This window comes from Stenotrophomonas sp. (genome assembly GCF_032056425.1).
Taxonomy (GTDB): Bacteria; Pseudomonadota; Gammaproteobacteria; order Xanthomonadales; family Xanthomonadaceae; genus Stenotrophomonas.
The window spans coordinates 13,830-39,847 of the sequence record NZ_DAMBCN010000028.1 but is presented as its reverse complement, the minus strand read 5'-3'; the positions used below and the strand labels follow the sequence as shown (position 1 = coordinate 39,847).

At 67.9% G+C, this 26,018-nt stretch carries 21 protein-coding genes, 1 pseudogene and 2 riboswitches; of the genes and pseudogenes, 9 read left to right on the top strand and 13 right to left on the bottom strand.

The features are described 5' to 3' along the window. The first annotated feature begins 27 nt into the window (after nt 1–27). Nucleotides 28–759, top strand: coding sequence for a hypothetical protein (locus RTY46_RS16590; protein WP_312709759.1), 732 nt, complete (start codon nt 28–30; stop codon nt 757–759). A 70-nt stretch (nt 760–829) separates the two neighbouring features. Here the strand turns inward: RTY46_RS16590 and RTY46_RS16585 are convergent, their stop codons facing one another. Beyond that, entirely contained in the window at nt 830–1,606 is a 777-nt protein-coding gene (locus RTY46_RS16585; protein ID WP_312709757.1) for an SDR family oxidoreductase, read from the bottom strand. A 109-nt stretch (nt 1,607–1,715) separates the two neighbouring features. Here RTY46_RS16585 and RTY46_RS16580 point away from each other — a divergent pair, with 109 nt between their 5' ends. Further along, nucleotides 1,716–1,922 (top strand): hypothetical protein, encoded by a 207-nt coding sequence (locus tag RTY46_RS16580; protein ID WP_312709756.1) that lies wholly within the window; start codon nt 1,716–1,718, stop codon nt 1,920–1,922. Nucleotides 1,923–2,022: 100 nt separating this feature from the next. Here RTY46_RS16580 and sppA read toward each other — a convergent pair whose 3' ends face one another. The 4 genes from sppA to RTY46_RS16560 all read right to left on the bottom strand — a co-directional run bounded on the left by sppA (nt 2,023) and on the right by RTY46_RS16560 (nt 7,218). Then, nucleotides 2,023–3,945 (bottom strand): signal peptide peptidase SppA, encoded by a 1,923-nt coding sequence (sppA, locus tag RTY46_RS16575; protein ID WP_312709755.1) that lies wholly within the window; start codon nt 3,943–3,945, stop codon nt 2,023–2,025. A 116-nt stretch (nt 3,946–4,061) separates the two neighbouring features. Continuing rightward, a complete protein-coding gene (locus RTY46_RS16570) occupies nt 4,062–5,426 on the bottom strand; it encodes an MATE family efflux transporter (RefSeq protein WP_312709753.1) in 1,365 nt (454 codons plus the stop codon). Nucleotides 5,427–5,654: 228 nt separating this feature from the next. Beyond that, nucleotides 5,655–6,224: a DUF3106 domain-containing protein gene (locus tag RTY46_RS16565; RefSeq protein WP_312709752.1), complete on the bottom strand. Its 570-nt coding sequence runs from the start codon at nt 6,222–6,224 to the stop codon at nt 5,655–5,657. Further along, a complete protein-coding gene (locus tag RTY46_RS16560; RefSeq protein ID WP_312709751.1) occupies nt 6,217–7,218 on the bottom strand; it encodes a hypothetical protein in 1,002 nt (333 codons plus the stop codon). The genes RTY46_RS16565 and RTY46_RS16560 overlap by 8 nt, the downstream gene beginning before the upstream one ends. A 413-nt stretch (nt 7,219–7,631) precedes the next feature. On the opposite strand from RTY46_RS16560, the gene RTY46_RS16555 reads away from it, so the two are divergent. Then, nucleotides 7,632–9,809, top strand: a complete 2,178-nt coding sequence (locus RTY46_RS16555) for a primosomal protein N' (RefSeq protein WP_312709786.1) — start codon at nt 7,632–7,634, stop codon at nt 9,807–9,809. A gap of 102 nt (nt 9,810–9,911) precedes the next feature. Here the strand turns inward: RTY46_RS16555 and RTY46_RS16550 are convergent, their stop codons facing one another. Both RTY46_RS16550 and RTY46_RS16545 read right to left on the bottom strand, forming a co-directional pair. Then, nucleotides 9,912–10,532, bottom strand: a complete 621-nt coding sequence (locus RTY46_RS16550; RefSeq protein WP_312709750.1) for a glutathione S-transferase — start codon at nt 10,530–10,532, stop codon at nt 9,912–9,914. Between the two features lie 80 nt (nt 10,533–10,612). Then, nucleotides 10,613–11,392, bottom strand: coding sequence for an NYN domain-containing protein (locus RTY46_RS16545; RefSeq protein WP_312709749.1), 780 nt, complete (start codon nt 11,390–11,392; stop codon nt 10,613–10,615). A gap of 111 nt (nt 11,393–11,503) precedes the next feature. On the opposite strand from RTY46_RS16545, the gene RTY46_RS16540 reads away from it, so the two are divergent. Continuing rightward, the gene (locus RTY46_RS16540; protein ID WP_312709748.1) at nt 11,504–12,784 is read left to right on the top strand and encodes an NAD(P)/FAD-dependent oxidoreductase; all 1,281 of its coding nucleotides are present in this window, start codon (nt 11,504–11,506) and stop codon (nt 12,782–12,784) included. A gap of 68 nt (nt 12,785–12,852) precedes the next feature. Beyond that, nucleotides 12,853–13,638, top strand: a complete 786-nt coding sequence (locus tag RTY46_RS16535) for a hypothetical protein (RefSeq protein ID WP_312709747.1) — start codon at nt 12,853–12,855, stop codon at nt 13,636–13,638. 66 nt (nt 13,639–13,704) lie between these two features. Here the strand turns inward: RTY46_RS16535 and RTY46_RS16530 are convergent. Further along, nucleotides 13,705–13,917: pseudogene (locus RTY46_RS16530) on the bottom strand (nuclear transport factor 2 family protein); the annotation flags it as partial. A 64-nt stretch (nt 13,918–13,981) separates the two neighbouring features. Beyond that, the gene (locus tag RTY46_RS16525) at nt 13,982–14,248 is read right to left on the bottom strand and encodes a GIY-YIG nuclease family protein (RefSeq protein WP_199933438.1); all 267 of its coding nucleotides are present in this window, start codon (nt 14,246–14,248) and stop codon (nt 13,982–13,984) included. Nucleotides 14,249–14,289: 41 nt separating this feature from the next. Beyond that, nucleotides 14,290–14,379, top strand: a riboswitch (glycine riboswitch). A 13-nt stretch (nt 14,380–14,392) separates the two neighbouring features. Continuing rightward, nucleotides 14,393–14,496: riboswitch (glycine riboswitch) on the top strand. 84 nt (nt 14,497–14,580) lie between these two features. Here RTY46_RS16525 and RTY46_RS16520 point away from each other — a divergent pair. The 4 genes from RTY46_RS16520 (at nt 14,581) to RTY46_RS16505 (ending at nt 23,006) form a co-directional block, all read left to right on the top strand. Next, on the top strand, nt 14,581–15,198 hold the full coding sequence (locus RTY46_RS16520) for a trimeric intracellular cation channel family protein (protein WP_312709745.1): 618 nt from the start codon (nt 14,581–14,583) through the stop codon (nt 15,196–15,198). Between the two features lie 412 nt (nt 15,199–15,610). Then, nucleotides 15,611–16,798, top strand: coding sequence for an MdtA/MuxA family multidrug efflux RND transporter periplasmic adaptor subunit (locus tag RTY46_RS16515; protein ID WP_312709743.1), 1,188 nt, complete (start codon nt 15,611–15,613; stop codon nt 16,796–16,798). Beyond that, nucleotides 16,795–19,944: a multidrug efflux RND transporter permease subunit gene (locus RTY46_RS16510; protein ID WP_312709741.1), complete on the top strand. Its 3,150-nt coding sequence runs from the start codon at nt 16,795–16,797 to the stop codon at nt 19,942–19,944. Before RTY46_RS16515 ends, RTY46_RS16510 begins: the two co-directional genes overlap by 4 nt. Beyond that, on the top strand, nt 19,941–23,006 hold the full coding sequence (locus tag RTY46_RS16505) for an efflux RND transporter permease subunit (protein ID WP_312709740.1): 3,066 nt from the start codon (nt 19,941–19,943) through the stop codon (nt 23,004–23,006). The genes RTY46_RS16510 and RTY46_RS16505 overlap by 4 nt, the downstream gene beginning before the upstream one ends. A 78-nt stretch (nt 23,007–23,084) precedes the next feature. Here the strand turns inward: RTY46_RS16505 and RTY46_RS16500 are convergent, their stop codons facing one another. The 4 genes from RTY46_RS16500 to RTY46_RS16485 form a co-directional block, all read right to left on the bottom strand. Further along, entirely contained in the window at nt 23,085–23,396 is a 312-nt protein-coding gene (locus RTY46_RS16500) for a DUF5076 domain-containing protein (protein WP_312709738.1), read from the bottom strand. Nucleotides 23,397–23,459: 63 nt separating this feature from the next. Next, complete coding sequence (locus tag RTY46_RS16495) at nt 23,460–23,996, bottom strand: type II TA system antitoxin MqsA family protein (protein WP_312709737.1); 537 nt, start codon at nt 23,994–23,996, stop codon at nt 23,460–23,462. A 28-nt stretch (nt 23,997–24,024) separates the two neighbouring features. After that, the gene (locus RTY46_RS16490; protein WP_312709735.1) at nt 24,025–24,462 is read right to left on the bottom strand and encodes a hypothetical protein; all 438 of its coding nucleotides are present in this window, start codon (nt 24,460–24,462) and stop codon (nt 24,025–24,027) included. A 480-nt stretch (nt 24,463–24,942) separates the two neighbouring features. Continuing rightward, nucleotides 24,943–26,016, bottom strand: a complete 1,074-nt coding sequence (locus RTY46_RS16485) for a 3-deoxy-7-phosphoheptulonate synthase (protein WP_312709733.1) — start codon at nt 26,014–26,016, stop codon at nt 24,943–24,945. Between the last annotated feature and the right edge of the window lie 2 nt (nt 26,017–26,018).

The following is a 26,018-nucleotide window of genomic DNA, read 5'->3' as shown; positions in this document are numbered from 1 at the left end:
GGTGGGCAGTCGCTGTACGCTGCTCGCATGAAGAAACTGTTCTGGCTGGCCCTGTGCCTGCTGCCCACCGCAGCTGCGGCCGAGGCAGAGGTGATCTATCGCTGCATCGGCAGCAGCGACGTTCCAACCGTGCAGCGCGTGCCCTGCGCGCAGGGCCTGCGGCAGGAGATCGTGCGTCTTCCTGGATCCGCACCTGCGGCGCCCACACCGCCAGCCGAGCCCCCGCCTTCGGCGGCGCTGCCCAGCGCACCGCCTGCGGCCGAGCCTGCCACCACCGCCACACCCGCGGCGGTACCGGCACAGGCCGGCGAAGAACGCATCATCAGCGAAGCGCGCATGGTCGAGCGCGCCGACGACAACCTGATCCTGGACAGCGCGCAGCTGCCCCGCGACGACGCGCACCCGCAGGCAGACGGCAGTGCACCACCGAAGCCGCCGCTACCGCCCATCTTCCAGTGCATCGACGCCCAGGGGGGCGGTTACCTGCACGAGTACGAGGCCGCACCCGGCCGATGCGAACTGCTGCAGGTGCAAGGCCTGGGCGGCGTGACGCCGGCCAATGCAGCCAGCTGCGAAGTGGTGACCGACCGCTGCAGCGAAGTCAGCCAGGCCCAACGCTGCGGCAGTTGGCAGCAGCGCTTCCGCAACGCACGCGGTCGCGAACGCTTCGCCACGCCGGACAACCGCGATGCTGCACGCGGCGAACGCGAGCGGCTGCAGGCGGTGCTGGCGGCCAGTGATTGCGCCGTGCCTGAGTGAGCTGCCGAGGGGGTTGCCAAGGGGGTCAGAGCCCTTTCCTCTGGAAAGGGATCTGACCTCGGCGAAGCGATCAGAACCCGTAGCGCAGGAAGCCGCCGTCCACGGCGATGCATTCGCCGGTGACATAGCTCGACGCCGGCAGGCACAGGAAGCCCACTGCCGCCGCCACTTCTTCCGGTTCACCAATGCGGCCCATGGGCGTGCGCGCGATCACTTCGTCGTAGTAATCCGGATCGGACAGCGGCCCGGAGGTGCGGCGTGTGCGGATGTACCACGGGGCCACCGCGTTCACCCGGATGCCGTCCTCCGCCCACTCCACCGCCAGGTTGCGGGTCATCTGGTGCATGGCCGCCTTGGTCATGCCGTACACCACGCCACTGCGCACATGGGTCAGGCCGGACACACTGCCCACGTTGACGATGGACGACGCCGCATGCCGGGCCAGCAGCGGATGCGCATAGCGCGACAGCTCGAAGGCCGAGAACAGGTTGGTCTCGAAAATCTGCCGCCACTCATCCTCGGAATACTCGGTAGCCGCCTTGGTGACATTTCCGCCGGCATTGTTCACCAGGATGTGCAGGCCATCGCTGTGGTCTTCCACCCAGTCCAGGATCTGCCGGCGGTCCTCATCATCGGACACGTCAGCGGCCAGCGCATGCACCTGCATCTGCGGGTGCACATCCAGCAGTTCGTCGCGGGCGGTTTCCAGCATGTCGATATCGCGCCCCACGATCATCAGGTCGGCGCCGAAACCGGCCAGTTCATGGGCGATGGCCAGGCCGATACCGGCGCTGGCGCCGGTGATCAGTGCGGTCTGCCCGTCCAGGCGCCATCGTTGCTGGGTCATGTGTCCTCCGGGCCGCAGCCGCTGTATTTCGATGCGCAAAGGATACGCGTCACAGCGCGCGGCTGCCGACGGTGCGACACTGCGCCATCGCCCACCCCGGAGAGCCGCGATGCGTCTGTTGATTCCACTGTGTCTGTCGGCCGCGCTGCTGGCCGGGTGCCAGCGCCCTGCCCCACCGAACCCGGAAAAACCACCGGAACCGCAGGCGCTGGCCAAGGCCATCAACCAGCCGCTGGACCGCGCCAAGGACGTGCAGAAGACCGTCGACGCCGGTGCCGAGCGCGAGCGCAAGGCCGAGGCTGAAGCAACGCAATGACGCCTGGGGTCGGAGCCCTTTGCGATGCAAAGGGATCCGACCCCGCACAAGCAAAAACGCCCGGCCGAAGCCGGGCGTTTTCGTAGCGCGCGATTGCCGGTCAGAAACCGCAGAAGCAGTAGGCCAGCGCCTTCACCGGGGCGCCGTTGCCCTTTTCGCGGGCGGCGTTTTCGACGAAGCGCAGCTGCGTATCCACTTCCGGCATCGTGCGGGCCAGCATCAGGCGGGCCATGCCCGAATCGGACAGCATCCAGGCACCGGCGCGGCTGCCAGCGAATCCGCTGACGAACTGCGCGAACGGCGTGGCGGCCTTTTCGATGTAGCGCACGCGGTACTTGTCGGCATTGCCGAGCTTGGCGCGGCCGGCGGCATCGGCCACGGCATCCTTCAGGCCACCGAATGCATCGACCAGACCGCGTTCCTTGGCCTGGGCACCGCTCCAGACGCGACCCCGGGCCACTTCATCGATGGCTTCCACCGGCTTCTTGCGCGCTTCGGCCACACGGCCAGTGAAATCGGCATAGCCCTTGTTGATGACCGACTGGATGACCTGGCCGACGGCCGGGTCCATTTCGCGGGTGACATCGAACGCGCCGGCAAAGCGTGTGGTGCCCACGCCGTCGGTATGCACGCCGATCTTGTCCAGCGCACGGCTGAAGTTCGGGATCATGCCGAAGATGCCGATCGACCCGGTGATGGTGGACGGGTCGGCATAGATGCGGTCGGCATTCATGCTGATCCAGTAGCCGCCGGACGCGGCCAGATCGCCCATGGACACCACCACCGGCTTGCCGGCGGCCTGCAGTGCCACCACTTCGCGGCGGATCTGCTCGGAGGCGAACACTTCACCGCCGGGCGAATCCACGCGCAGCACCACGGCCTTCACGTGCTCGTCGTCACGCGCGGCACGCAGCAGGGCCGAGGTCGACTCGCCGCCGATACGGCCGGCCGGCAGGTCACCGCCGCTGATCTCACCCGACGCCACCACCACTGCCACCTGCGGACGGCTGTCCACCGGGCTGCGACGCGCATCGAGCTGGTTGAGATAGCTCCCGAAATCGATGTTGCGGAAGCCACCGTCGGCGTCTTCATCGGCCACGCCGCGGTCGATCATCAGATCCTCGAATTCTTCGCGGGTCTTCAGCGCGGTCACCAGCTTCTGCTGCAGGGCGAACTTGGCCAGATCGCCACCGGCGGCGGCCACGCCTTCGGGCAGGGTATCGATGCCGGCGGCCAGCTGTGCCGGGTCCAGGCGGCGTGCCTTGGCGATATCGCCCAGGTAGCGCTGCCAGACATCGTTCATCCAGAACAGATCGGCTTCCTTGGATGCCGGCGACGCCGCATCCAGCACATAGGGTTCGGCAGCCGACTTGTACTCGCCCACCTTGAACAGGTGCACGTCCACGCCCAGCTTGTCCTGCAGGCCGGTGCGGAAGTACTGGCGGTAGCGGCCCAGGCCTTCCAGCACCACCGAGCCCATCGGGTCCAGGTAGACCTCGTCGGCCTGCGCGGCCAGCAGGTACTGCGACTGCCCCATGCTCTGGCTGAAGGCCACCACCTGCTTGCCCGACGCGCGCAAGTCCTGCAGCGCGGCGGCCACTTCACGCAGCGAGGCGAAGCCGGACGGCTGCAGCTTGTCCAGTTCCAGCACCACGCGTTCGATCTTCTTGTCGCCCTTGGCCGCTTCGATGGCGCGCATCAGATCGCGCAGCTGCACTTCTTCGGCGCTGTTGTCGCCCACCGCCTTGGCCAGCGCGCGGCTGACCGGATCGGCGCTGAACTGCTCGACCAGGCGGCCTTCAGGCGCGATCACCAGGGTGGTGCGGTCCTGCAGGGTCTTGCTGGCACCGGCACCCATGCCCGCGGCGACGATGAACATCACCACAAACACCAGCAGCAGGCCGAAGAACACCAGGTTCAGGATCAGCCGGCGGGTGAAATTCATCACGTCCCACAGCCCGATGAAGAAACTGGCGACGGGGTTGCGACGTGCCGGGGGCAGCGGGGGCACGGGTTGGTTCATGGAGCACTCCGGATGGCTTCTTGCCGTGGTACCAGCATAGCCGGTGCCGTGTGAGCTGGCACCGGACACAAGTCAGGGGATCGCCCGTCACGGTCGGCCGTGACGGACGCGCGGGATCAGGACAGGGCCGACTGGCCCACGCGCAGGCTGCTGCGGCGCAGGCGCCAGCCCATCAGGATGGCTGCGGCGGTCAGGCCGACGATCAGGCCGATCCACATGCCCTGCGGCCCCATGCCCAGCCCCAGGCCCAGCCCGGCGCCGAGCGGCATGCCCAGGCCCCAGTACGCGAACATGGCGATGAACATCGGCACGCGGGTGTCCTTCAGCCCGCGCAGTGCGCCGGCCGACAGTACCTGGATGCCATCGGGGAACTGGAACGTGGCGGCGTACAGCAACAGCGTTGAGGCCAGCCCGGCCACCGCCAGATCGTTGGTGTAGACACCGACGATGGCATCGTGGCCGAACAGCAGCACCGCCGCCGACAGCGTCTGCGTGCCCATGATGATGGCGTAGCCGGCCCAGGCGGCACGGCGCACGCCGAAGCCATCGCCGCGGCCGACCGCATGGCCCACGCGCACGGTGGTCGCCTCCGCCACGCCCATCGGGATCATGAAGCACAGCTGCGCCACATTGATCGCGATCTGGTGCGCGGCCGCTTCATTGGCCCCCAGCCGACCGATCAGCAGCGCCGTGACGATGAACAGCCCGCCTTCCATCAGCACGGTGATGCCGATCGGCAGGCCGGTGCGCAGCAGGTCCCAGATTGCCGCCGGGCGCGGGCCTTCGAAGTGCGAGAACAGCTGCAGGTGGGCGAAGCGCTTGGTGAACCACAGGTAGGTGGCAAAGGCGATGGCCTGCAGCCACATCATCACCGCCGAGGCGATGCCCAGCCCTTCAGCGCCCATTTCCGGGAAGCCCAGTTTGCCGTTGGCCAGCACGTAGCCCATCGGTGCGAGCACCAGCAGGCCACCGAAGCCGAGCAGCATGGTCGGCAGGGTCCAGTGCATGCCCTCGCTGAGATAGCGCATGCAGAAATACAGAGTGAGCGCCGGCCCGCCCCAGCGCACCGCGTGCAGGAAGGCGGTGGCCCCCGGCACGATGTCCGGCGCGATGCCGAAGGCCGGCAGCAGCGGCGGCACCAGGGTCAGGAAGGCGAACATGATCAGGCCCAGGCCCAGCGCCAGCCACAGCGCCTGGCGGAACAGCGGGCCGATCTCACGCTCGCGGCCGGCGCCATGCAGCTGCGACACCGAAGCGGTGAGCGAGATCAGGGTGCCGATCGGAATGAGCATGGGCAGCCACAGCAGCGCGGTGCCGATGGTGACCGCCGCCAGCGTGGCGGTGGCGTGGTGGCCGGCAATGACGTTGTCGACGAAGGAGATCAGGCCGGTGGAGACATGGCCCAGCACCAACGGCAGGGCAAGCAGACCGGTCGCGCCGACTTCCTTGCTGAAGCGCGGCGTGGAGGTTGCAGTAGACATGGGAAGTACAGAACGCCAACTACGGTTGCGCGCGAAGGGCACAGGCACCGGGTTGCGGGCCGCCATCTTACGGCCAAATGGCCCTGCACCGCTCGCCCCGGTAGCGTCGAGCGTTGGTCGACCGCTCTTCATTCGAGCCGCGCTGCGCGCGGTAGTCGACCAGCGGTCGACTCTACCCCGCCCATTCCCCATCAGATCCCCGCCGATTCCGGGGCGGATCCCCCGGCGCTACTGCCCGGCCTGGCGCTTCAGCCAGCTGTCACGCTCGGCCGCCGGCAGGGCCAGGAAGGCGCTGCGCACCGCATCGCGTTCCTGCGGCGGTGTGCGCTGGGCCACCAGGGTCAATTGCGACAATTGCGCCGGGGTAAGCGCGCGCAGCACCGCCAACGCCGCTTCACGCTGCTGCGGTGGCACGAAGCCGAACAGCCCGTGCAGCTTGGGGAACTGTTGGCCCAGCTCGGGCCCCAGTCGCCAGCCTTCCCGGAACGCCTGGTCCTGCGCCTGGAACTGCTCACGCAGGTGCTGCTGCTGGGCCGCCGGCAACGCGGCAAAGCGCGAAGCGGCCACACGGATGCGCTCGCGCTCGCCTTCCGGCAGCGCACGCCAGGCCGCGTAGTCGGCCCGGCGCTGGCGCTGGGTGGCCACGTCCAGGCTGGCAAAGCCGGCCGGGGAAGCACCATCGACCGCGCGTGCCGGCTCGGCCGTGGGCGCGGGCAGGGTCAGGGTCAGGGTATTGGGCGCGGCGGCGGCGCACAGTGGCAGGACCAGCAGCCCACTGGCCAACAGGAACTTATTCATCGGCGGCAGAGGTTTCCAGCGCGGCACCCACCGGTTCGGGGTGGGTCGGTTTGGGTTCGGATTCATCCACCGGCAGCGGGCCGCCGGCGGCGCTCCACGCGTACAGATCGGCATCGGCCACCAGCGGATAGTCGCGGTCAGCCAGCATGGCGGCGTCATCGGTTGCGTGGCTGTCGACCGCGGCCGCTGCCGGCACGTCGGTAGGCGGCAGGGATTCCACTGTTACCGGGCCCGCTTCGGCCACCACACCCTCCGGCAGTGGCGCGTCGCTGGCAGTGTGCTGGCCCTGCCAGTGGCGCCAGCCCAGCGCCGCAGCCAACAGCACGGCGACGGTCACCAGCAGGATCAACGGGCCGCGCCAGCGCGGGCGCGTGTTCGGGCGGCGGCGCTTGCCGGCCGCGGGCGTGCGTTCATCGCGTTCGGGCGCGCGCCAGCTGCTGGTGGGGCCCTGCGGGTTGCTGGCCGACGCGGCCGGCTGCTGCAACTGCTGCAGGCGCTTGGCCGGCAGATCACGGATACGCAGCTGCACCTGTTCGGCCAGCCCGCGCCAGGCGACGGCATCGGGCTGGCCCTGTGCGTCGCGCGGGCAGGCCGCAGCCAGCAACTGCTGGTAGCCGTTCTCATCGGTATCCAGTACCCGCGTGGCAATGTGCTCGTCCAGGCTGCCGCCCACCCGCAGCAGCAGGGCCAGGCGTGGCAGCGGATCCATGCCCCCCAGCGCGGCCAACGACGGCGGCCACTGCCCGGCGGACGGCTCACGCAGGGCCTGGCGCTGGCCCAGCAGGGTCCAGAAACGGGTGGGCCACTGTGCCATGGGCAGGTCGCTGGCCACCGCGGCGAAGGCACGCATGACCGCTACCAGGGTCTGTTCGGCACGGGCGGGGTCACCGCACTGCAGCTCGGCAACCACCAGCGCGCGGCGCTCGACGCCACGCAGGAACGCCGACAGCGCGCCGGCCGCGGTCGAGGAAACAGGGGCGGGCACAGCCGTCATCGGTCACTCCAAAGGTCTGCCGGCATGATAGCGGCAGGCCCTTGGCCACCGGCAGGGCTTGCGCCCGTGGGCACTTCGTGCTGCAGGTTGTGCACAGCATCAAGACCTGACTTGGCAGGTGCGGGATGGATGGGCTGATTCACCGTGTTTCAGCATTGTTTCACACGCAAACTACTGATTTTGCTTGCATTTTTATTGTGGCTATTTTTTGACCAACGCAAGCGTGAGGCTGTCGCCATCAGCTTCCCGACGCATCGCCGGCCGGTAACGCACAAACTTATCCACAGAAGATGTGGATAAGACTGAATCTCTAATAGCCGCCTACATTTAGGTGACATTTATGAATCACGCAACGCGTCGGCCCCGGTCAGTGGCTGGCCATGCGCGGGCGCATGGGCCGCTACACTGCACCGATGCCCGCACCGATTCCGACCCTGCAGGTCGCTCTGCCTGTTCCCCTGCCCCGCCTGTTCGACTACCTGGCCCCGGACGGCCAGGCGCCGACTGATGTGGTGGGCTGCCGACTGAAGGTGCCCTTCGGCAACCGTGAGCTGGTGGGTCTGGTGGCCGGCCAGGGCCAGGTAGAGGATGCCCAGGGGCTGCGCCAGGGGCTGGCCTGGCTGGACCCGCAGACGCTGCTGCAGGGCGAGCTGTGGCAGAGCCTGCAGTGGCTGGCGCGCTACACCCACGCGCCGCTGGGCGAGGTGGTCAGCACCGCCCTGCCCGGCCCCCTGCGGCATGGCGAGCCCCTGCCTGACACCCACCACTGGGGCTGGCAGCTGACGGAAGACGGTCAGACCCAGCGCGGGACACTGCGCGCCGGCAGCCGCCCCCGACAACTGGCCGAACATCTGGCCGACGCCGTGGTGGACGAAGACGTGCTGGCCGCCCGCATGCCCGACTGGCGCACGGCCGCCCGCAGCCTGGCCAAGCGCGGCCTGGCCGAACGGGTGGCACTGGCGGTGGCACCCCGCCATGCGCAGCCGTTGCCCGGCCCGACCTTGAACACCGACCAGGCCGAAGCCGTGGCCGCAATCACTGCAGCTGACGGCTTCCAGCCGTTCCTGCTGGATGGGGTAACCGGCAGCGGCAAGACCGAGGTCTACCTGCAGGCCATCATCCATTGCCTGGCACAGGGCCGGCAGGCGCTGGTGCTGGTGCCGGAAATCGGCCTGACCCCGCAGACCCTGGCGCGCTTCCGCGGGCGCTTGGGCATTCCGGTGCACGCGCTGCATTCGGGGCTGAATGACAACGAGCGCGCACGCGTGTGGGCCGCTGCGTCGCGCGGCGAAGCACGGGTGATCGTCGGCACGCGTTCGGCGGTGTTCACCCCGCTGCCGCAGGCCGGCCTGCTGATCGTGGATGAAGAACATGACGGCAGCTACAAGCAGCAGGACGGCATCCGCTACCACGCGCGCGACTTCGCCCTGGTGCGGGCCAAGGCATTGGGCATTCCGGTGCTGCTGGGCAGCGCCACGCCCTCGCTGGAAACCCTGCACAACGCCTATGGCAGCCGCTACACGCACCTGCGCCTGAAACAGCGCGCCGGCGATGCGCGGCCACCGCGGGTGCGCATTCTGGACGTGCGCAAGCGGCCGCTGCGCGATGGGCTGAGCGACGAAGTGCTGGCCGGCATTGGCGAACACCTGCAGCGCGGCCAGCAGGTGCTGGTGTTCAAGAACCGCCGCGGCTACGCGCCGGTTCTGCTGTGCCACGACTGCGGCTGGACCGCACCGTGCCAGCGCTGCGATGCGCCGATGACCGTGCATGGCGGCGGCCGTCGCCTGCAGTGCCACCACTGTGGCGCCCGCCAGCCCGCACCGCTGGCCTGCCCGGCCTGCGCCAGCCTGGCCCTGCAACCGCAGGGCATCGGCACCGAGCGACTGGAAGAACATCTGGTCAGTGCCTTTGCCGACTACCCGGTGGTACGCATCGACCGCGGCACCACCTCGCGCCGCGATGCGCTGGAACAGCAGCTGGCGAAGCTGGGCGACCAGCCCGGCATCCTGGTCGGCACGCAGATCCTGGCCAAGGGCCACGACCTGCCCAAGCTGACCCTGGTGGTGGTGGTGGGTATCGACGAAGGGCTGTTCTCGGCCGATTTCCGTGCCAGCGAGAAGCTGGCCCAGCAGTTGATCCAGGTGGCCGGCCGCGCCGGCCGCGCGCGTGATCCCGGCGAAGTCTGGCTGCAGACCCATCACCCGGGCCACCCGCTGCTGGAAACGCTCGTCAGCGGTGGGTATCACCCGTTTGCACAGGCCGAACTGAACCAGCGCCAGGCCGCCGGCTTCCCACCCTTCGCGCATCTGGCACTGATGCGTGCCGAAGCGCAGCAGGTCGAGCATGCCAACGCCTTCCTGCTGGCGGCGCGGCAGTTGCTGGGCGAACAGAACCTGGTGGAGGCCTATGGGCCGATGCCGGCGCCGATGCCGCGTCGCGCCGGTTACCAGCGCACGCAGCTGCTGCTGTCCGCGCTGCAGCGGCCGCCGCTGCATGGGGTGCTGGCGCAGCTGGTGCCGCAGCTGTACGCGCTGCCGGAAGCACGCAAGGTGCGCTGGTCGCTGGATGTGGACCCGACGGATCTGTATTGAGGGGTGGCCTCCGCCGGGCATGGCCCGGCGCTACCGTGGTGGCCGACGGTGTGGAGTCGGAGCCCCCCCGTCGGGTGGGATCCGACCCCAGGCAACGTGCGCTTACGTCAACGGCGACATCACGCCGCGCTGGTAGGCCGGGCGTTCGCGCAGGCGCGCGTACCAGTCGGCCACATGCGGCAGGTCCGGGCGCTGGATCGGCAGCTCATACCAGGCATACACCAGCGAGCCCAACGGAATGTCGCCCATCGCGAAGCGGTCGCCCGACAGCCAGGGCTGCGTGGCGAGCGTGGCGTCGGCCAGGGCCAGGTACTCGCCGGCACGCACGATGGCCGCACTGATGCGGGCTTCATCGCGGTCGGCCGGGGCGGTGCGCATGATGCCCCAGATCAGTTCGGAGTACAGCGGCGCCATCCGCGAGGTGCTCCAGTCCATCCACTTCTCGGCCTGCGCACGTTCCATCGCATCTTCGGCGTACAACGTACCCAGCGCGTAGCGCGCGCTCAGGTAGCGCACGATGGTGTTCGATTCCCACAGCGGCAGGCCGTGGTCCTCGATCACCGGCACCAGGCTGTTCGGGTTCATCGCCACGTACTCGGCCGACTGCGTGCCGCCGTGGCTGCCGCCCACCTCGATCGATTCGTACGGCAGCCCGATTTCCTCGGCACACCACAGCACCTTGCGGACGTTGCTGGAATTGCGGCGGCCCCAGATCTTCAACATGCGTTTGTTCCTTGCCTGCAGCAGTGCGCCACGCTGGCGCGGAGCCGCTACGATACGCCGATCAAACGCGCTGTGCTGCGCTACCGGTTCTTCTTCGGCAACGCGCGCACGTAGGACGATTTTCCGTCCTTCTTCAGCTCGAACAGACCGATCGCCGCCAACAGGTCGCTGAGCTTTCCATAGCCGTAGTTGCGCGGGTCGAACGAGGCCTGGTTGCCGATCTGGCTGCCCACCGGCCCCAGGTGCGACCAGCCATCCTCACCTTCGGCCGACGACACCGCACGGCGCAACATCTTTACCAGGCGGGTATCGCTGCGCATTTCCGCGCCGCTCTTGCGCGGCCGCGCTTCGTCGCTGGCCGCCTGTTCGCTGGCAGTCCGCTCCACTTCGGGCGTGTCGGCATCGGGCACGCTGGCGTGGGCCTGGCCCAGCGCTTCCAGGTAGGTGAACTTGGAACAGGCGTTGACGAAGGGCTCGGGCGTCTTCTTTTCGCCGAAGCCATACACCTTCACCCCGTCGGTCAGCAGGCGCATGACCATGGGCGTGAAGTCGGCATCGCTGGACACGATGGCGAAGCCATCCAGGTTCCGTGCGTACAGCAGGTCCATGGCGTCGATCACCATGGCCATGTCCGATGCATTCTTGCCCTTACTGTAGGCGAACTGCTGGATGGGGCGGATGGCGTACTCGTGCAGCACCGCCTCCCAGCCCTTCAAACGCGGGCTTTTCCAGTTGCCATAGGCACGGCGCACGTTGGCCACGCCATGCCGGGCCACTTCGGCCAGCACTTCGTCAATCTTCGATGCCGGCGCGTTGTCGGCATCGATCAGCAGGGCAATGCGCTTTTCCGGTTCGGACATGGGTTCCTCGGCGAAGGGGCTGCGGCCTGAACCGAGTATCGCCGATCCCGTTGGGCGGGCATGTGACGTGCGATGATGCCGGGCGACATCCATCCCCTCCGGAGTACGTCGATGAGCCGCGAACCAGTCCCCCACCTGGTCATCATCGGCGGCGGTTTCGCGGGCCTCTGGGCCACCCGTGCCCTGGCACGCGAACGGATCAGGATCACCCTGGTCGACCGCCGCAACCACCATCTGTTCCAACCCCTGCTGTACCAGGTCGCCACTGCCGGCCTGTCCGCACCCGATATCGCCGCGCCGCTGCGGCATATCCTGGGCCACCAGCGCAATGTGGAAGTGCGCCTGGGCGAAGTGGTGGGCATCGAAAAACAGGCTCGCCAAATCACTCTGGCCGACGGCAGCATGCTGGGCTATGACAGCCTGCTGCTGGCCACCGGCGCCACCCACGCCTACTTCGGCAACGACCAGTGGGCCGCCGATGCGCCGGGCCTGAAGACGCTGGACGATGCGATCGCCCTGCGCCGCAAGCTGCTGCTGGCCTTCGAGCGCGCCGAAGCCGAGCCGGACCCGGAGAAGAAGGCCGCCTGGCTGAGCTTTGCAGTGGTCGGCGGTGGCCCCACCGGTGTGGAACTGGCCGGTACGCTGGCCGAGATCGCCCGCCACACCCTGCGCAATGAGTTCCGCCATATCGATCCGGCCAGCGCCAAAGTGCGGCTGGTGGAAGCGGGCCCACGCGTGCTGTCCTCGTTCCCCGAAGTGCTTTCACTGAAGGCGCGCCGGCAGCTGGAAAAGCTGGGCGTGGAAGTGCTGACCGGCACCCCGGTCAGTGATATCGACAGCCAAGGCTTCAAGCTGGGCGACCAGTTCGTGCCCGCGCGCACCGTGGTGTGGGCCGCGGGCGTGGCCGCCTCGCCGCTGGCAAAAACCCTGGACGTGCCGCTGGATCGCGCCGGACGGGTGCAGGTGCAACCGGATTTGACCCTGCCCGGCCACCCCGAGCTGTTCGTGGCTGGCGATCTGGCCGCGGTCAGCCAGGCCGATGGCCGCCCCGTGCCCGGCGTTGCTCCGGCCGCCAAGCAGATGGGCAAGCACGTGGCCGAAACCATCCGCGCGCGCCTGCACGGCAAGACCGAACCCGGGGCGTTCAAATACGCCGACTACGGCAACCTGGCCACGATCGGCCGCATGGCCGCGATCGTGCACCTGGGCAAGCTGCAGCTGTCGGGCATCCTGGCCTGGTGGTTCTGGCTGGCCGCGCACGTGTTCTTCCTGATCGGCTTCCGCAACCGCATCGTGGTGCTGCTGAACTGGGCCGTGGCGTACTGGAGCTACCAGCGCAGCGCGCGCATCATCTTCGGTGATGACCAGGAAGACCGGCGGCCCAGACGCTAGGCCTGGGTCCCTGCGGCCCTCACCTGCCAACTGCTAGCGTAGGCGGGTCGCTGAGGAAAGGAAGCCGGATGGACCTGCTGAAATGTTTGCCCGCCCTGGCCGCAGCCGCCCTGCTCTGCGGCTGTCCGGCAGGGCACTCGCAGGCGGAAGCCTCCGCCCCCGCGCCAGCCGCCTCTCAGCGCCTGTCTGCCGGTACGTACGCGACAGAACGAGGGTGGGGGCAACTGCAATTACAGGCGCGGCCTGGCAGTACCGCGCTGCAGTTCCATCTGGAGACCGAATCCTCCGGTGCTGGATGCAGCCTGGCGGGCACGCTGGGCGACGATCTGCAGTCCGTCAAGGTGGATCCCGCACCCGGCGCGGCGCAATGCCTGCTCACGCTGCGCCCTACGCCCCAGGGCATCGAGGTGGGGACGCGCACGGTCGATGCCTGCGCCGCCTACTGCGGCAGCAACGGCGGATTCAGGGGCCACTACCTGGCTGTGACCGACGCTTGCAGCACAGACAACGTTGCCGCCGCGCTGCGCAAGGCCGCTGAAACGACCGGGCCGTCTTCCGCTGGCACCGCCAGCAGGCTTGACGCCCTGCAGGCGTCCTGCGCGGCCACGCTCTCGTTGACCACGATCGGCGATATCCGGCTGGCCATCGCCGCGGCCCAGCACGAGGCAGGAAACAACGATGCCTGCCGGGCGGCACTGTCGCCCTATGCCGAGGACGCCGGGCGCAGCGATGACGAGATCACCGACGGGATGTCACCGGTTGCGGCGGATGAGTACGTTGCGCTCATCGCATCCGTGCGCGACACGCTGCAGAGATGCGGACGCACCGCCGACGACAAGAAACACAGCCCATGAGCACGGCACCGCAGGGCACAGGCCGGATGATGGAGCGCCACGCCTTCCCCGCAGCGCGCATCGCGGTCATTCCTTCTTCGGCTTGGGGTACCACAGCGCGTTGACGATGACCCAGCGCTGGTTGAACCGGCCCATGTGGAAGTAGTCGACGAACCACGGGGTTTCCAACCGCACCGAGGCCGCGTTGCCGGTCACGTCGAGCACCGTGCAGCGGCGGTCCCATTGCGCTTTCGGGGTTTTCAGCGCGCCCTGCTTCGTCAGCGCGACCAGTTCGTCCTTTCCAGCGCTGGGCGTGGGGCGATGGTGGCATGGCTGGCGTATCCCATCCACGCATGGCGTGGATCTACTGGATCGCGGCCTGCAGCCACGCCAGTTTGCGCTCGCGCGGTTGCTGCTTGAGCTGCCATTCGGCACGGGAGGCGGCCGCACGGTCGGGGTACTCGCGCACGGCCAGGATCTGCAGGGGCGGGCGGGCACGGGTGTAGCGTGCGCCCTTGCCGGCCTGATGGGCCGCAAAACGGGCCGCCACATCGGTGCTGATGCCGGCGTAGTAGCTGCCGTCGCGGCATTCAAGCAGGTACAGGAACCACGGGCGGGGGGACGGGGCCATGCCGCCGATTATGCCGTGCTGCACTGCAGCGGATATACTGCGGCCCGAATGCAGGAGAGAGGCGCCGCGCTGGCGCCCGCCGAAGGCGCAGGCTCCCATGATCGCTCAGGCCGGTGGGCTGGAACCCTACCAACCATGCATTCGACACGCCGAGCTGGAGAGAGGTCGCCGGGTACGCCCGCCGCGATCCGCCGAAGGGGCACGCGGTTCACCCCGCTGAACTCTCAGGCAAAAGGACAGCGGGAGCGGCACCGGTCATCGTCATTCCGTCATTGCGCAGGCAGTGGCGGTATACGCGCATGGCCGGCCCCACCGCGCCCGGAGCCTGACCCATGCTGCTGTCCATCATCTACCTGATCGCCATTTCCGCCGAAGCCATGACCGGCGCCCTGTCTGCAGGCCGCCGCCGCATGGATCTGTTCGGCGTGGTCATGATTGCCTGCGTAACGGCACTGGGCGGCGGTTCGCTGCGGGACATCCTGCTGGGCCATTACCCGCTGGGCTGGGTGAAGCACCCCGAGTATCTGGCCTTCACCGTGTGTGCGGCGCTGATCGCCACCTGGGTGGCGCGCTGGATGCACCACTTCCGCCGCACCTTCCTGGTGCTCGATGGCCTGGGCCTGATCGCCTTCACCCTGATTGGCTGCGCGATCGCGCGCGAGGCCGGCCACGCGATGCCGATCGTGCTGATTGCCGGCATGCTGACCGGCGCCTTCGGGGGCGTGCTGCGCGACATCCTCTGCAACGAAGTGCCGCTGATCTTCCAGAAAGAGCTGTACGCGATCATCTCGCTGCTGACCGGTGCGGTGTATCTGCTGTTGCTGCACTGGGGCGTGGCCGACGCCACCGCGATCCTGTGCTGCCTGGCGGGCGGCTTTGCGCTGCGCCTGCTGGCGATCCATTACCGCTGGGAAATGCCCAAGTTCGTGTACCACGACGAAGTGCATTGAACGGCGCGTAGCTCGATGGCCATGCATTGTAGAGTCGAGCCATGCTCGACTGCGGTGCTGTGCTTCGTAGAGTCGAGCTTGCTCGACTGCTCCAGGAAAAAGCAGTCGAGCAAGCTCGACTCTACGAATCCAGGCCCCGCCAAGCACCATCGCACACCGCACGAATCCAGGCCCCGCCAAGCAGCATCGTCAGCCGCACGCATCCACGCCGTCCACAGCCACGGCATGACCTTGGTCATGCGGCAATCGGCAGGCTGATTGGCTACCATGGGCACCCCGTCGCACGCGCGATGGCATCCAGCCACGCCGCGCTGCGGCCCCGCCAGACAACTCCCCTCCCCCGCTGCCCGCCGCGCACGATGCGTGAGCGGGCGTACATGTCCCTGCGCGTGCGCAGGGCGCAGGATGCCCCATGTCCGCTGTCGATTCGCCCCGTAGCACCCCGCCCCGTTTCCGTCGCGCGTGGCTGATCGCCGCCGTGCTCGTGGCCGCCGCCGCGCTGGCCTGGTGGGCCTGGCCACGGGCCGATGCAAGCGCGGCCGCCAGCAGCCCGGGCAAGACGGTACCGGTGCGCGTGGCCCGGGCAAGCGCCGAGCCACTGGTACTGCGCCTGAAAGCGGTGGGCACGGTCACCCCGCTGCACAGCGTGGTGGTGCGCAGCCGGGTGGACGGCGAGCTGATGCGCCTGCACTTCCAGGAAGGCCAGCAGGTGAAGGCTGGCGATCTGCTGGCGCAGATCGACCCGCGGCCGTATGAAGTGAAGCTGGCGCAGGCACAGGGCACCCAGCAGCAGAATCTGGCGGAGCTGGAAAACGCCGAGCGCCAGTTGCAGCGTTACCGCGAACTGCAACGCCAGCACTTCGTGTCGGCGCAGGAACTGAGCGACCAGCAGAGCAAGGTGCGCCAGCTGCAGGGCCGTCGCATCAGCGACCAGGCCGCCGTGGACGAAGCGCGCCTGCAGCTGCAGTACACCCGCATCGTGGCGCCGGTAAGCGGCCGCGTGGGCCTGCGCCGCCTGGACGTGGGCAACCTGGTGCAGGCCAGTGACACCGAAGGCCTGGTCACCCTGGCCCAGACCGCGCCGATCAGCGTGCTGTTCACCGTTCCGGAACCGGAACTGCCCGCGCTGCTGGATGCAGTACAGGCGCAGCCGGCACTGGCGGTGGAAGCCTGGGACCGCGAAGAACGCACGCAGCTGGCGCACGGTGCGCTGTCCAGCGTGGACAACCGCATCGACACCGCCACCGGCACGTTGAAGCTGCGCGCGCAGTTCGACAACGCGGACCAGGGACTGTTCCCCAACCAGTTCGTCAACGTGCGCCTGCAGCTGGGCGAGCACCCGGCGCTGCTGATTCCCGATGCCGCCGTGCAGTTCGGCAGCCAGGGCAACTACGTGCACATCGTGGACAAGGACAACAAGGCGCAACGCCGCAACGTGGTGCTGGGCCCGGCCGATGATGGTCGCGTGGCGGTGCGTTCGGGACTACAGGCCGGCGACCAGGTGGTGATCGAAGGCATTGATGGCCTGGAAGATGGCACCGCCGTGGAGATCGTGGCCGAACCCGCTGCGCAGGCGAAGGCGGCCAAGGCCGGCGCATGAACCTGTCGCGCCCCTTCATCCTGCGCCCGGTGGCCACCACGCTGCTGATGGTGGCGCTGCTGCTGTCCGGCGTGCTGGCTTACCGGCTGCTGCCGGTGGCCGCGCTGCCGCAGGTGGATTATCCGATCATCCAGATCACCACGCTGTACCCGGGTGCCAGCCCGGAACTGACCACGCGCACCATTACCGCGCCGCTGGAACGCCAGCTGGGGCAGATTCCCGGGCTGAAGCAGCTGTCATCCACCAGCTCCGGCGGGGCCTCGGTCATCACCCTGCAGTTCGGCCTGGACGTGTCGCTGGGCGTGGCCGAGCAGGATGTACAGGCCGCCATCAACGCCGCCGGCAGTTTCCTGCCGGACGACCTGCCGGTGCCGCCGGTGTACCGCAAGGTGAACCCGGCCGACACGCCCATCATCACCCTGGCGGTGACTTCGCAGGGCCTGTCGCTGCCGCAGGTGCACGATCTGGTGGATACCCGCATCGCCCAGCGCCTGGCCCAGCTGCCCGGCGTAGGGCTGGTCAGTCTGGCCGGGGGCCAGCGGCCGGCGGTACGCATCCAGGTGAACCCGGCTGCGCTGGCCGCCAACAACCTGGGAATGGACCACATCCGCACGGCCATTGCTGCCGCGAACGTGAACCTGCCCAAGGGCAGCTTCGACGGTCCGATCCGTGCGGTGATGCTGGACGCCAACGACCAGATGCGCAGCGCGGACGAGTACCGTGCACTGGTGCTGGCCTGGCGCGAGGGTGCGCCGCTGCGCCTGGGCGACGTGGCCACCATCACCGATGGCGCCGAGAACCGGCAGCTGGCGGCATGGAGTGGTACCAAGCCCGCGGTACTGGTGAACCTGCAGCGCCAGCCCGGCGCCAATGTGATTGCCGTGGTCGAACAGGTGCGCACGATGCTGCCGCAGCTGCAGGCCACCTTGCCCGCCGGCGTGCAGATGACCGTGCTGAGCGACCGCACCGAATCGATCCGCGCCTCGGTACGTGGCGTGCAGAAGGAACTGGTGCTGGCCATCGGTTTGGTGGTGCTGGTGACCTGGGTGTTCCTGCGCAACGCTTCGGCCACGCTCATTCCCAGCGTGGCGGTGCCGCTGTCGCTGATCGGCACGTTTGCGGTGATGCTGCTGGCCGGCTATTCGCTCAACAACCTCACCCTGATGGCGCTGACCATCGCCACCGGCTTCGTGGTGGACGATGCCATCGTGATGCTGGAAAACATTTCCCGCCATCTGGAAGAAGGCGAAAGCCCGCAGGAAGCGGCACTGAAGGGCGCGGCCGAGATCGGCTTCACCCTGGTGACGCTGACCGTTTCGCTGATCGCGGTGCTGATCCCGCTGTTGTTCATGGCCGACCTGGTGGGCGCGCTGTTCCATGAGTTCGCGGTGACGCTGGCGGTGGCGATCGGCATTTCACTGCTGGTCTCGCTGACGCTGACGCCGATGCTGTGCACGAGGTTCCTGAAACCACATGCGAAGGGGTCAGAGCCCCACGGGGATCTGACCCCGGTCGGGTCTGTGGGGTCAGAGCCCCAAGGGGATCTGACCCCATCCCCGCCGAAGCGCGATGTGTTCGACCGCATCATCGCGGTGTACGACCGCCAGCTGCACTGGGTGCTGCAACGCCAGCCACTGATGCTGCTGGCCACCCTAGCCACGCTGGCGCTGACCGTGGCCCTGTACTTCGCGGTGCCCAAGGGCTTCTTCCCGGTGCAGGATGCCGGCCTGGTGCAAGGCATCAGCGAAGCGCCGCAGGCGATCTCGTTCCAGGCCATGCGCGAGCGCCAGCAGGCACTGGCAGCGGCCATTGAAGCTGATCCAGCGGTGGCCAGCCTGTCGTCCTACATCGGCGTGGATGGCAACAATGCCACGCTCAACACCGGCCGCCTGCTGATCGAACTGAAGCCGCACGGCGACCGCGAACCAGCGGACGTGGTGATGGCCCGCCTGCAGCAGCGCGTGGCGAAGATTCCCGGCATCACCCTGTACCTGCAACCGGTGCAGGAACTGGGCATCGAAGACCGCATCAGCCGCACGCAGTATCAGTTCACCCTGACCACTCCTGAACAGCAGACGCTGGAAACCTGGACACCGCGGCTGCTGCAGGCGCTGCGCCAACAGCCGGCGCTGCGCGACGTGGCCAGCGATCTGCAGATGCAGGGCCGGCAGGCGCGGGTGAACATCGACCGCGATGCCGCTGCGCGCCTGGGCGTGAGCGTGGAAGCGGTGGCCGATGCACTGTACGACGCCTACGGGCAGCGGCAGATCTCCACCATCTTCACCCAGGCCAGCCAGTACCGCGTGGTGCTTGAAGCCGATCCGGCGCGGCAGCCCGGGCCCGAGGCCATCAGCGGCCTGCGTGTGCGCAACAGCGCGGGTCAGACCGTGCCGCTGGGCGCGGTGGCGCGGGTGGAGCTGGGGCCGGCCGCCCTGCTGCGCAACCATGTGGGCCAGTTCCCGGCGGCGACGCTGTCGTTCAACCTGGCACCCGGTGCATCGCTGGGCGAAGGCGTTGCCGCGGTGCAGGCCGCGCGCACGGCCATCGCGCTGCCGGCCAGCATCGAACTGCGCCTGCAGGGTGCGGCCGCAGCGTTCAGCAGTTCCCTGTCGTCCACGCTGTGGCTGATCCTGGCCGCCGTGGTGGTGATGTACATCGTGCTGGGCGTGCTCTACGAGAGCTTCGTGCACCCGATCACCATCCTGTCCACCCTGCCCTCGGCCACCGTCGGTGCGTTGGCCGCGCTGTGGGTGAGCGGGCGCAGCCTGGACCTGATCGCGGTGATCGGCATCGTGCTGCTGATCGGCCTGGTGAAGAAGAACGCGATCATGATGATCGACTTCGCACTGGATGCGCAGCGCACGCGAGGCATGACCCCGCGCGAGGCAATCCACCAGGCCGCGCTGCTGCGCTTCCGCCCGATCCTGATGACCACCCTGGCCGCCCTGTTCGGTGCGGTACCGCTGATGCTGGCCAGTGGCTCGGGTGCTGAACTGCGGCAGCCGCTGGGCTGGGTGATGGTGGGCGGCCTGCTGGTCAGCGAGGTGCTGACCCTGTTCACCACGCCGGTGATCTACCTGGCCTTCGACCGTCTGCAGCGCGGTCGCGCGGCCGCCGCGGTCGGGGCTGCAGAGGCACGCGCATGAGCCCCATCGCGCGCCTGGCCCAGGCCTGCGTGCAACGACCGGTGGCCACGATCCTGCTGGCCGTGGCGCTGGTGCTGGCCGGCCTGCTGGCCCTGCGCCTGCTGCCGGTGGCACCGCTGCCGCAGGTGGACTACCCCGCCATTGAAGTGAGCGCCAGCCTGCCCGGTGCCTCGCCCGAATCAATGGCCGCTACCGTGGCCACGCCGCTGGAACGCGCGCTCGGCAGCCTGCCCGGCATCTCGCGCATCGATTCGGCCAGCACTCAGGGGCAGACCTCGGTGGAGCTGAAGTTCGTGCTCGGCCGCGATATCGACGAAGCCGCGCGCGAAGTGCAGGCGGCCATCAACCTGGCGCGCGGGCAGCTGCCCAGTGGCATGCCGGGCATGCCGCAGTACCGCAAGGTGAATCCCTCGCAGGCGCCGATCCTGGCCCTGGCACTGACATCGGACACGTTGCCGCCGGGCCAGCTGTACGATCTGGCCTCCACCGTGCTGGCGCAGAAGCTGTCCCAGGTGCCGGGCGTGGGCGAAGTACAGGTGGGTGGCAGCGCATTGCCCGCCGTGCGCGTATCGCTGGACCCGAACGCACTGAACCATGCCGGCCTGGCGCTGGAAGACGTGGCCCAGGCCATCGCCCGCGCCAATGCGGTGCGCCCGCTCGGCGCGGTGGGCGATGACCGCCAGCAGTGGCAGCTGGAAGCCCCCTTGCAGCTGCGCCAGGCCGCACAGTACCAGGCACTGGCGTTGAAGGTCAGCGATGACCGCACGCTGCGGCTGGGTGATGTGGCTGTCGTCGCCGATGGGGTGGAAGACCGCTATGCCAGCGGCTTCCACAACGAGCGCCCGGCCGTGCTGCTGATCGTCAGCCGCCAGCCCGGCGCCAACATCATCGCCACCGTCGATGCCATCCAGGCGCAGCTGCCGCAACTGCATGCACTGCTGCCCACCCACGTGGACATGCGCCTGGTGATGGACCGCTCGCCGGTGATCCGCGCCACCCTGCATGAGGCTGAGCTGACGCTGGTACTGGCCATCGTGCTGGTGGTGCTGGTGGTGCTGACCTTCCTGGGCCACTGGCGTGCCGCGCTGGTGCCCAGCGTAGCCATTCCCGTGGTGCTGTTCGGCACCCTGGCGCTGATTGCGTTGATGGGTTTTTCGCTCAACACGCTTTCCCTGATGGCACTGATCGTGGCCGCAGTGCTGGTGGTGGACGATGCCATCGTGGTGCTGGAAAACATCGCGCGCCACCGCGAACTGGGCGCCGACCGCTGGCAGGCGGCGGTGCGCGGCGCTTCGGAAGTGGGCGCCACGCTGATCTCGATGAACCTCGCACTGGCGGTGGTGTTCGTCTCCATCCTGTTCCTGGATGACTTCGTCGAACGCCTGTTCCGCGAGTTCTCGCTGACCCTGGTGGCGGCGATGGGCGTGTCGGTGGTGGTGGCCCTGAGCCTGGTGCCGATGCTGTGCGCGCGCCTGTTCGTGGACGATGCGCAGCACAGCTCGCGCTGGCAGCGTGGCAGCAACGCACTGTTCGAGCGCGTGCGTGCCGCCTACCTGCGCACGCTGCAGGCCAGCCTGCGCCGGCTGCGCTGGCCGCTGCTGGCCTTCGTGGCGGTCATCGCGCTCAACGCCTGGCTGTTCCAGCAGGTGCCCAAGGGCGTGGTGCCCAAGCAGGACACGGCACAGCTGCGCGGCTTCGCCCGTGGCGACGATGGCCTCTCGTTCCAGGCCATGCAGCCGAAGATCGATACCTACCGCAAATTGCTGCTGTCCGACCCGGCCATCGAGGACATCATCGGCTATATCGGCGGCAGCAACGGGGTCAACAACGCCTTCATCATGATCAAGATGAAGCCGCTGGCCGAGCGCAAGGTGTCCAGCCAGGAGGTGATCGATCGCCTGCGCGCGCGCCTGCCCAAGCTGCCCGGCGGCAACCTGTACCTGTGGGTCGACCAGGACATCCGCCTGGAAGGCGGCGGCAGCAGCGGCCAGTACGAGTTCCAGCTGCTGTCGGCAGACATGGCACCGCTGCGCGAGTGGGCCCCGAAGGTCGGTGCCGCACTGCGTGCCCTGCCCGAGCTGGTGGACGTGGAAGCGCAGGGCGAGGCCGGCATGCGCCAGGTGGTGCTGGACATCGACCGCGAGGCCGCCGCGCGCCATGGCGTGGACCTGAAGACCGTGGCCAACATGCTCAACAACTCCTTCAGCCAGCGCCAGGTCGCCACCCTGTACGACAGCCTCAACCAGTACCGCGTGGTGATGGAGCTGGACCCGAAGCACACCCAGGACCCAGGCACGCTTGCGCGCCTGCAGGTAGTGGACGGCAGCGGCCAGCGCATTCCGCTGTCGACCATCGCCAGCTGGCGCTATGGCATGGCGCCGGACCGCATCTACCACAGCGAACAGTTCGCCTCGATCTGGATCCAGTTCTCGCTGGCGCCGGGCGTCGGCCTGGAGCAGGCCACGCAGGCCATCAACGCCGCGATGGCCAAACTGATGCTGCCGCGTACGGTGGAGGCCAAGCTGTCCGGCGAAGCCGGTGGCCTGGACAGCCTGCGCGCGCGGCAGCTGTGGCTGGTGCTGGGCGCGACGCTGGCGGTCTACCTGGTGCTGGGCATCCTGTACGAGAGCTTCCTGCAGCCGCTGGTGATCCTGTCCACCCTGCCCTCGGCCGGCATCGGCGCGCTGCTGGCCCTGTGGCTGTTCGGCAACGAACTGAACCTGATTGCGCTGCTGGGGTTGTTCCTGCTGGTGGGCGTGGTGATGAAGAACACGATCCTGCTGGTGGACTTCGCACTGGCCGGCGAGCGGCGTGGACTGAGTGCGCACGACGCGGTGATGGACGCAGCACGGCTTCGCCTGCGGCCGATCCTGATGACCTCGCTGGCGGCGCTGCTGGGCACGCTGCCGCTGATGCTGGCCAATGGCGAGGGCTGGGAGCTGCGGCAGCCGCTGGGCATCGCGATTGTGGGCGGGTTGCTGGTCAGCCAGTGGCTGACGCTGTACACGACGCCGGCGATGTATCTGGCGTTGGCGAGGGTCCGCGCGAAAAGAGCCATGTAGAGTCGAGCCATGCTCGACTGCTTTTTGCATAAGTCGAGCAAGGCTCGACTCTACAGAAGGGCGCTATCCCCGTATCCGTCAGTGGCGCACGACGAACCCGCCGGACCGGCCGCTGGATGGCGCCTGCAGCTCTTCATTGAATGCCGCTTTGATGGCCGCGATGGCAACGTCCCGGTCCATGCCCTGGCTGGTCACCAGCGCGTCGGCCACGTGCTGGGCAACATCGGCGAGGACCCGGCCCCAGGCACGTTCTTCCTGGATGTCGGGACGATCCTCATACAGCCCCACCTTCAACGAAGCATGCAGCCCGCGTTCGGCGATCCACACGCGGATCATCTCGACGGACGATTCGTCGCGTTGTGCAGCGTCAGGGATGAGCAGTTCATTCATGGCGGCAGCCGAAGCGACAGGATTCCGGATTGTCGCCCATATCCACGCATGGCGTGGATCCGTTCACCGCGTGGAGCGGAGTGGATTACCTGACGTGCCTGGTGCGGCACGACGGCTTCGCGCCACACGCCGCGCAGGCTTGGGTGCAGATTCCCGCGGCGGGTCCAGCAACGGCACCACCGTGCCGGTACGCTCGGCAAGCCAGCGAACGACTTCGGGCTTCTCGATGGCCAATGACAGCAGCATCGTGGTGGCATCGTCCGGATAGGTCGTCTCGTTCTCGTAGCGGGAGAATGCGATCGCGCCTTTTCCGAACAGCATGGCCGCTGCGCGCTGGGTCAAGCCATAGCGGCGGCGGAATGCCAGGACGTCTTCGCCGAGCAACAGGCCGCCGTAGTGCTCACGCCGCGCGGCAAGCCGCTTGAGGTTCTCGATCTGCTGTGCGGCGCTGGTTGCCGTTGCGCCGCATGCAGGACACTCCATCGCCAGCAGCTCGACGACCACAGGATTTCCGCGCGGAGTGAAGTGACGTTCGCGCGTGGATGCGACCAGTTGCGCCTGCTGGCAGGCGGGACACATCCGAGGGTTGGCTTTGTTCATGGCGTGCTCCGGTCAGACGTATGGCGCGCTACAAGTGGCAGCTGAGAAGAACGATTCGCAGACTTCCGTCCTTGCCAATGGAAAATTTGAGGTAGTAGTTGATGTCCGAATGGTGGAGCCGACGCTTCCGCACATCGTCGTAGCGGACGGCGTAGGAATCACATGGATGCCAGGTGCCCCGCTGATCCTTGCACCACTCTGATCCCTTGTAGTCCTCCGCCTGCAGGCACAACAGGCAGTCCAGCAGATCACCCAATGTCCAGCGCAGGTTCTCCAGATCCCGTTGTGCTTTGTGGGTAGCTACCCAGACGTCGTCAGGCTGCAACGCGCCTGTGCGGACGCACTGCTGCAATACCAACAGATCAATCAAGGGTGAGCCGCGGACACTGATCGCCCGGCGCGACGTCCCGGAATCCTGGAGCCGCTGCAACTGTGTTGGGTCAACCCTCCACAGCACCGGGTTCAATTTATCACCGTGATAATTTTCGTCAAGTCCATGACCGGTCTTCCGCTCCCGCCGCCTTGGGTCGGCGGCTTCCGGATGGACAACCGTGAGGCGTAGGCAGGACAAGGGGAATTGCCGTTTGCGGCAGAGAGCGCCGGGCACGGGCGAGGGCCGTCTGCAGCCTGCAGTTTCTTCAGTTGAATCAGTGAAGTACGGTTTCGATGGAGGCCTGTCAGACGCAGGATCATCGATAGCCGGGAGCGCGCTGTCGGCGCTGGCGTGGCCGCCAACGGGTCGTAGCCGTCATTGGCAGGCGGGCGGTTCATCCACGCATGGCGTGGATCTACGGTTATCACCACCCCGGCGATGTACCTGGCGCTGTCGCACTTACGCAGCGCCAGGCGCATCGCCGGTGCGGACGGGCCGGTCTCCAACTCCGACCGACCCTGATCGCGGCCGCACCCCCGCAGGCGCTGGCCGCCATCCACACACGTGCCGCACTCAGGCGGCTTCGGACACCTTTACTTCACGGCGGGCGCGCACGGCAGCGGCCAGGCGCTCCAGCACGTCAACGGTGGTGTCCCAATCAATGCAGCCATCGGTGATGCTCTGGCCGTAGACCAGCGGCTGGCCTTCGACCAGTTCCTGGCGGCCGCCGACCAGATGGCTTTCCACCATCACCCCGACGATGCGCTGTTCGCCGTCTTCCAGCTGGGTGGCGATGTCCTCGATCACTTTCGGCTGGTTTTCGGGGTTCTTGAGGCTGTTGGCGTGGCTGGCATCGATCATCAGACGGGTCGGCAGCTTGGCCTTGGCCAGCGCCTGGCAGGCCTCGCCCACGCTGGCCGCGTCGTAGTTCGGCTGCTTGCCGCCACGCAGGATCACATGGCAATCGGGGTTGCCGGTGGTCGACACGATAGCGGTGCCGCCCTGCTTGGTGACCGACAGGAAGTGATGCGGGTTGGAGGCCGCGCCCACTGCATCGGCTGCGATCTTCACGTTGCCATCGGTGCCGTTCTTGAAGCCCACCGGGCAGGACAGCCCCGACGCCAGTTCGCGGTGCACCTGGCTTTCGGTGGTGCGTGCGCCGATGGCGCCCCAGGCGACCAGATCGGCGATGTACTGCGGCGAGATCACATCGAGGAATTCGACGCCGGCCGGCAGGCCCAGCTTGTTGATGTCGCGCAGCAGGCCGCGGGCGATGCGCAGGCCCTTGTCGATCTTGAAGCTGCCATCCAGGTCCGGGTCGTTGATCAGGCCCTTCCAGCCCACCGTGGTGCGTGGCTTTTCGAAGTACACGCGCATGACGATTTCCAGTTCGCCGGCCAGCGCATCGCGCAGGGGCTTCAGGCGCTGGGCGTACTCGATGGCGGCGTGCGGATCGTGGATCGAGCATGGGCCTACCACCACGGCCAAGCGGTCGTCACGGCCGTGCAGGATCTGGTGCAGGGCCGCGCGCGAGGCGCTGACGGTGTCGGAGGCTTCATCGTCGCAGGGCAGCATCGCCAGCAGCTGGGCAGGCGGTGTAAGCGGTTCGATGGTGCGGATACGCAGGTCGTCGGTGTGCGGAGGCATGG

Bases quoted from the DNA above. Each gene is read 5' to 3' on its own strand.
- RTY46_RS16590 (WP_312709759.1), top strand. From the start codon at position 28: ATGAAGAAACTGTTCTGGCTGGCCCTGTGCCTGCTGCCCACCGCAGCT.
- RTY46_RS16585 (WP_312709757.1), bottom strand. From the start codon at position 1,606: ATGACCCAGCAACGATGGCGCCTGGACGGGCAGACCGCACTGATCACC.
- RTY46_RS16580 (WP_312709756.1), top strand. From the start codon at position 1,716: ATGCGTCTGTTGATTCCACTGTGTCTGTCGGCCGCGCTGCTGGCCGGG.
- sppA (WP_312709755.1), bottom strand. From the start codon at position 3,945: ATGAACCAACCCGTGCCCCCGCTGCCCCCGGCACGTCGCAACCCCGTC.
- RTY46_RS16570 (WP_312709753.1), bottom strand. From the start codon at position 5,426: ATGTCTACTGCAACCTCCACGCCGCGCTTCAGCAAGGAAGTCGGCGCG.
- RTY46_RS16565 (WP_312709752.1), bottom strand. From the start codon at position 6,224: ATGAATAAGTTCCTGTTGGCCAGTGGGCTGCTGGTCCTGCCACTGTGC.
- RTY46_RS16560 (WP_312709751.1), bottom strand. From the start codon at position 7,218: ATGACGGCTGTGCCCGCCCCTGTTTCCTCGACCGCGGCCGGCGCGCTG.
- RTY46_RS16555 (WP_312709786.1), top strand. From the start codon at position 7,632: ATGCCCGCACCGATTCCGACCCTGCAGGTCGCTCTGCCTGTTCCCCTG.
- RTY46_RS16550 (WP_312709750.1), bottom strand. From the start codon at position 10,532: ATGTTGAAGATCTGGGGCCGCCGCAATTCCAGCAACGTCCGCAAGGTG.
- RTY46_RS16545 (WP_312709749.1), bottom strand. From the start codon at position 11,392: ATGTCCGAACCGGAAAAGCGCATTGCCCTGCTGATCGATGCCGACAAC.
- RTY46_RS16540 (WP_312709748.1), top strand. From the start codon at position 11,504: ATGAGCCGCGAACCAGTCCCCCACCTGGTCATCATCGGCGGCGGTTTC.
- RTY46_RS16535 (WP_312709747.1), top strand. From the start codon at position 12,853: ATGGACCTGCTGAAATGTTTGCCCGCCCTGGCCGCAGCCGCCCTGCTC.
- RTY46_RS16525 (WP_199933438.1), bottom strand. From the start codon at position 14,248: ATGGCCCCGTCCCCCCGCCCGTGGTTCCTGTACCTGCTTGAATGCCGC.
- RTY46_RS16520 (WP_312709745.1), top strand. From the start codon at position 14,581: ATGCTGCTGTCCATCATCTACCTGATCGCCATTTCCGCCGAAGCCATG.
- RTY46_RS16515 (WP_312709743.1), top strand. From the start codon at position 15,611: ATGTCCGCTGTCGATTCGCCCCGTAGCACCCCGCCCCGTTTCCGTCGC.
- RTY46_RS16510 (WP_312709741.1), top strand. From the start codon at position 16,795: ATGAACCTGTCGCGCCCCTTCATCCTGCGCCCGGTGGCCACCACGCTG.
- RTY46_RS16505 (WP_312709740.1), top strand. From the start codon at position 19,941: ATGAGCCCCATCGCGCGCCTGGCCCAGGCCTGCGTGCAACGACCGGTG.
- RTY46_RS16500 (WP_312709738.1), bottom strand. From the start codon at position 23,396: ATGAATGAACTGCTCATCCCTGACGCTGCACAACGCGACGAATCGTCC.
- RTY46_RS16495 (WP_312709737.1), bottom strand. From the start codon at position 23,996: ATGAACAAAGCCAACCCTCGGATGTGTCCCGCCTGCCAGCAGGCGCAA.
- RTY46_RS16485 (WP_312709733.1), bottom strand. From the start codon at position 26,016: ATGCCTCCGCACACCGACGACCTGCGTATCCGCACCATCGAACCGCTT.